This is a genomic window from Microbacterium sp. GbtcB4, assembly GCF_019091465.1.
GTDB classification, from domain to species: Bacteria; Actinomycetota; Actinomycetes; order Actinomycetales; family Microbacteriaceae; genus Microbacterium; species Microbacterium paraoxydans.
Genome location: NZ_JAGXJJ010000551.1, coordinates 1 through 237 on the forward strand (window position 1 = coordinate 1; position 237 = coordinate 237).

General features: G+C 74.7%; 1 pseudogene. It reads right to left on the reverse strand.

The features are described from left to right. A pseudogene (locus tag KVS71_RS18785) lies at nucleotides 1-237 on the reverse strand (phenylalanine--tRNA ligase subunit alpha); the annotation flags it as partial.

Below are 237 nucleotides of genomic sequence, written 5' to 3' on the forward strand. Positions count from 1 at the left end.
CGCCGTCCCCCTCCGGGTCGATCCCCGCCGCGCGCAGCACGGTCGGGTTGACCACGCCGCAGCCCCCCCACTCGATCCAGCGCGCGCCGCCCCTGGAGGGCGGGTGCCCCAGGTCGAGCCCGGCGGAGGGCCCGGTGAAGGGGAAGTAGTTCGGGCGGAAGCGCGTCTTGGGCCCCGGGCCGAAGAGCTGCTTCCCGAAGTGGTCGAGCGTGCCCTTGAGGTGCGCCATCGTGATGC